Source organism: Aquabacterium sp. UBA2148 (genome assembly GCF_002328915.1).
GTDB classification, from domain to species: domain Bacteria; phylum Pseudomonadota; class Gammaproteobacteria; order Burkholderiales; family Burkholderiaceae_C; genus Aquabacterium; species Aquabacterium parvum.
Genome location: NZ_DCXA01000134.1, coordinates 15,833 through 18,895 on the forward strand (window position 1 = coordinate 15,833; position 3,063 = coordinate 18,895).

4 protein-coding genes are annotated in these 3,063 nt (G+C 65.7%); 3 read left to right on the forward strand and 1 reads right to left on the reverse strand.

From position 1 onward, the window contains the following. The 3 genes from B2W70_RS07330 to B2W70_RS07340 all read left to right on the forward strand — a co-directional run. A partial coding sequence (locus tag B2W70_RS07330; RefSeq protein ID WP_286744317.1) for a JmjC domain-containing protein occupies window positions 1–911 on the forward strand: 911 nt, incomplete at its 5' end. 49 nt (window positions 912–960) lie between these two features. Continuing rightward, window positions 961–1,482: a hypothetical protein gene (locus tag B2W70_RS07335; RefSeq protein WP_286744319.1), complete on the forward strand. Its 522-nt coding sequence runs from the start codon at window positions 961–963 to the stop codon at window positions 1,480–1,482. Window positions 1,483–1,636: 154 nt separating this feature from the next. Continuing rightward, on the forward strand, window positions 1,637–1,852 hold the full coding sequence (locus B2W70_RS07340) for a hypothetical protein (RefSeq protein ID WP_058087259.1): 216 nt from the start codon (window positions 1,637–1,639) through the stop codon (window positions 1,850–1,852). Between the two features lie 205 nt (window positions 1,853–2,057). On the opposite strand, the gene bamC is transcribed toward B2W70_RS07340, so the two are convergent. After that, on the reverse strand, window positions 2,058–3,063 hold a 1,006-nt coding region (gene bamC / locus B2W70_RS07345; protein ID WP_286744324.1), incomplete at its 5' end, for an outer membrane protein assembly factor BamC.

Here is a 3,063-nt window from a genome sequence, read left to right on the forward strand (position 1 = left end):
ATGGGCCGCTCGCGCGCCGCAGCTTGCCGCCTCTCAAGCAGGCAGGCTGGACCCTGCTGGTGCAGGGCTTGGACTTGCACGTGCCAGCCGCCACCGAGCTGCTGCAGCGTTTCCGCTTTGTGCCCGACGCGCGACTCGATGACTTGATGATCTCGTGGGCGTCGGACCAAGGGGGCGTGGGGCCGCACTACGACTCTTATGACGTCTTTCTGTTGCAGGTGCAGGGCCGTCGGCGCTGGCGCATTGGCCGGCTGCGCGACGATCGCCTCCAGCCCGACGTGCCTTTGAAAATCCTCAGCCACTTCGAGCCCGAGCAGGAGTGGGTGCTGGAGCCTGGCGACATGCTCTACCTGCCGCCCATGTGGGCCCACGATGGCATCGCCGAGGGCGAGTGCATGACCTGCTCCATCGGTTTTCGTGTGCCCGAGGCCACCGAGCTGGCGCGCGAGGTGCTCATTCGCTTCGCCGAGGAGCTCGATGGAGAGGGCCCACGCCGCCTCTACAAGGACCCCGCCCAGCTGGCCACGGCCACGCCAGGCTTGATCCCCGAGGGCCTGGAAGCCTTTGCTGCGCAAGCCATCGAGCGCCTGCTCAAAGACCCGCAAGGCTTGCGCTCGGCGCTCGGCGAGATCCTCACCGAGCCCAAGCCGCGCGTCTGGTTCGAAGCGGGCGAGCCTCTGCCCGATGGCGTGGGGGTGCAGCTCGACCCGCGCACGCGCATGGTCTACGATGGCCAGCGGGTGTTCGCCAATGGCGAGTCCTGGCGCACAGCTGGGCGCGACGCCCGTCATTTGCGCAGCTTGGCGGATCAGCGCTGGCTCGATGCGGCCACCGTGGCCAAAGCCAGCCCCGCATTGCGTGAGTTGCTTGATCAATGGGCGGAAGACGGCTGGCTGCACCCCTCGCGCTGAGCTGGTGAGGCAGTGACGCAGCATTCCGCGTGACCCAGGAGGCCAGACCATGGACCCACAGCCCGCATCGTCACCCCCTGCCTCCGGCCGCATCGATGGCTGGCGGGAGTTTCAGGATCGATTTCGCGCCACGTTGGCCATGGCTTCGGCCTCTGCCGGCGAATGCCGCTTGGCAGACGCCGATTTCGCACACTGGCCGTTGGGGGAGCGGGCTGTCACGGATTTGCTGCAGCAGTGGATGCGCCAGCACAGCAGCGCCCGCGTTGTGTTGCTGGCTGGGCAATTCGATGTGCTCCAGCGCGCCCACCCTCGCTGGCTGAGCTGGCGTCAGACCTGGTCGCACCGGGTCTCGTGCTGGGCGGCGAGCGATGAAATCGTGGCAGACGTGCGCCCCATGTTCCTGTGGCGAGAACAAGGCGCAGACCGGGCCGGTATCCGGATGCTCGATTCCGTGACCGCAGTGGGGCAATGGAGCACTGACCCCGCGATCCTGGCCCTGTGGCAGGCTGATTTTGATGCCTATTTACAACGCTCAAGCGAGGGGATGCCGTGCACCACCGTGGGCCTATAGGGAATAGCCCGATGCGTCGTATAATCGATGGCTGAATGTGGAGCAACGCCAGTTGCGATGCATCCTCTGCCCTTGTGCCCATTACCCGGGTCTCGGGCTTTGAATACAGTTCCAAGACCACCGCTTTTTTGACACCCCTTTTGAGGACACAAGCATGAAAAAGTCGCTCCTGCTGGCTTCGCTGATCGCTGCCATGGCCCTGGCCGCTTGCGGTAAGAAGGAAGAAGCTGCTGTTGAAGCCGCTTCCGCCGCTTCCGAAGTCGCTTCCGCCGCCGTTGAAGCCGCTTCCGCTGTTGTGGAAGCCGCCTCCGCTGTTGCTTCCGAAGCCGCTCCCGCTGCTTCGGACGCTGCTTCGGCTGCTTCGAACTGATCGCTTCCAGCGTATCGAAAAAGCCGCTCTTCGGAGCGGCTTTTTTCATGCCTGATTCACGCTGAATGGCTCGAGCAGCTGTGCTCCATGGCGACTCATGGTGCCGTTTGACTGGCCTTGGCCTGCAGGCGCCTTTGCCGCAGGGCGATCAGGACAATGAAAAACCGCCCCTCGGGGCGGTTTTGATTCGTGTGCCGGGGCAAGCTCAGTTGAGTTCGTCAACCAGTCGCTTGGCGATCAGGCGGGTGGTGTCGTTGTTCACCGGTTGGCCAGCCTCGCTGAGCACCGAAACCAGGGTTTCGCGGCCCTGGGTTTGCAGCTTCACTCGGTAGCGGGCCAAGGTTTCCTCTTTGTTGCCACGACCGAACAGGCGGCTGAAGAAGCCGGGTTGGGCTGCTGCCGGGTCGTTCACCGACAGGCGAACCTCGTAGCTGCTGCTGGCGCGATCGCGACCCTCGACCGTGAAGCCGCCACGATCCAGGGCCAGGCCGACACGGCGCCAAGCCAGGTCAGGCTCGCTCCGGAGGGTGAGGCTGGTGGCGTCTGCGTTCAACACGGCCAGGGTGCCGCTGGCCGGCTGCGCGGTCGGTTGCTGCTTGGTGGCCTCGTCGCGGGCCTGGTCGGCCTGTTCCTTGGTGCCACCCAGCGCCACCATCATGCGGGCCAGCATTTCGGCCTCCAGGTTGGCGTCGCTGGGGCGGCCGCGCCAGGTTGTGCGCTCCTTGCGGTCGCCTTCGAAGACTTCTTCCAGGCCACGGTGCGTGACGTAGACCTCGGTGCCTTGCGCGGTGCGTTCAAGGCGGGTGCGGAACTGGTCGCGCTCGCCGGTGTCGTACAGGCGGTCGAGCACCGACCCCAACAGGCCACGCACACCGCCTTCGCTCAGCTTGGCCCGGTTTTCGTTCCAGTTGGTTTCCATCAGGCCCGCTGCGGGCTGATCGATGACGAGCTCGAAGCCCACGCTGGACCAGAAGGCACGCACCTTCTCGTAGACCTGCTCGGGCGACTGGTTGACCACCAGCCAGCGGGTCTGGCCTTGGCGCTCCAGGCGGATGTCGCCGACGGCCTTGGGGGCAACCTGGTTGCCCGTGCTGGCCGCACCCGGGGTCTGCTGACCCATGCTCGAGGCCGTCACGATGGCGGGCGTGACCTGGGTGAAGCGCGACTGACCCGCAAGCTGGCTCAGGTCGGGCGGCACATCGAGGCGCACG

Excerpts from the sequence above, each read along its gene's own strand:
- B2W70_RS07335 (WP_286744319.1), top strand. The coding sequence starts at position 961 with ATGGACCCACAGCCCGCATCGTCACCCCCTGCCTCCGGCCGCATCGAT.
- B2W70_RS07340 (WP_058087259.1), top strand. The coding sequence starts at position 1,637 with ATGAAAAAGTCGCTCCTGCTGGCTTCGCTGATCGCTGCCATGGCCCTG.